The following is a 1,599-nucleotide window of genomic DNA, read 5'->3' as shown; positions in this document are numbered from 1 at the left end:
AGCTTGTTCTTTATCTACCAGGACCTACCGGGTCTGCCGATGGCCTTGAGGGTCTCGGGGCGTTTGACGGTCTTGCCCACGTCATAGCGGGGTGCGGGACGGCGGTTCTTGGTCCCGGGCGGCCGTCCGGGACCGGCGCCACGAGGTTGGGGAACACGGGCCGGGCAGAGCAGGTGAGCTCGGATGTTCCTGAACCCCCGGCGGACCCGGGCCGGGGTGAGGCGTTCGGGCCTGGTCGGCTTCTCCCAGGGCCGACGGAGGTCGACGGCCAGCGGCCGGGCGAGCCTGAGCTGGGTGTGCGCTACGACCAGGAGCCAGGTCCAGCGGTCTGCTGCCTCGGGTGTACGCAGTTTCGGGGTGGTCCAGCCGAGCGTCTGTTTTCCGAACCTGAAAGTGTGCTCCAGGTCGAATCTCCTCAGAAACCCCTGCCACCAGCGGTCCACGTCCGCCGGGGCGGCTCCGGTCTTCGAAGACCACAGCCATACCGGAGGCGCCTCCCGCTCCTTGGAGAGGTGCTCGACTTTGAGGCGGACCAAGGTGCCCTCGACGATGGGGAGTTCACCGTCGTGCTCCAGCCAGGCCGAGCGGTGGGTCAGCCGCGGGTGGACCCGGTCCCACGCCTTGGCTTCCGCCTTGCCGTAGTTCACGGTGTCGGTGGCCGTGGTGATCGCCGGTTCGGGCCAGGTCTCGGGTTTGGTGAAGCGGAACTCCGGCCCGTGCTTGGGTGGATGTCCGCCCTTGGGGTTGTAGACGCGGGGCGGCTTCGGCAGCCGCATCACCCGGTCGCCGCGGATCCGGCCGACCAGCTCGGCCGGGAGATCGCGCAGTACCCAGGCCAGGCGGGTGACGTCATAACCGGCGTCCATGACGATCGTGATGTCCGGGTCCCCAGGCGTCCACTGGCCGGCCGCGATGAGCCGCTCCACCACAGCGCGGAGCTGGGCGGCGGTGACCGCGGTCGCATCGTCCTCGGGTCCGAGCCGGACCACGTCCAAAATCCCGGTCCACGAGGTGGCGCCGGGCTCCAGGACGGCGACGAAGGAGTACGGCCAGCCCGGGATGAATTGTGACGCGGACTTCGCCCGGCCGTAGACGTGACAGAACAGCCGCTGGTCCGAGCATGGAGCGTCCGAGCGAAGCCACGGCGACACGTCGACCGCGAGCACCAGGCGTCCGCCCTCGAAACGCGGCAGTGGCAACCCGGCCAGCACCGTCCGCAGACGGTCGACGTCCACCCCGCCGCGGTTGAGGGCGCCATACAACGCGCCGTGTCCACGGCGGTGTTCGGGCACCAACGTCAGATCCACCGGCGATTTCACCGGGCCGTCCGCACACAGCACCGCGTCCACCAACTCGAACAATTCGTCGCGCCGGGCGGTCAGACATGCGTAGAAGGCGCCCCGGAAGCGTGACGCTTCCGCGAACGCTTCCGGGCGGACATCATCAGGCGGCAGACTCGCCATTACGGCCTTCGTCTCGGTCACGTGCGCTCCTTGGTCGGAGCACAGGATCAGACGAAGGCCGCCCCCACGTCCGGCAAACTCCCTGGTGAGTGACCCCGTTCGGGACGTTGTTCGAGACCGGAAGATAAAGAACAAG

At 68.4% G+C, this 1,599-nt stretch carries 1 protein-coding gene; it reads right to left on the bottom strand.

The features are described from left to right. Positions 1-14: 14 nt before the first annotated feature. A complete protein-coding gene (locus ACFYXH_RS42450; protein ID WP_389575179.1) occupies positions 15-1,463 on the bottom strand; it encodes an NF041680 family putative transposase in 1,449 nt (482 codons plus the stop codon). Positions 1,464-1,599 lie beyond the last annotated feature (136 nt).

It is taken from the genome of Streptomyces sp. NPDC002730 (genome assembly GCF_042888805.1).
GTDB lineage: Bacteria > Actinomycetota > Actinomycetes > Streptomycetales > Streptomycetaceae > Streptomyces.
Note: the sequence above shows the minus strand (reverse complement) of the source record. Positions and strands in the feature narration are given on the sequence as shown.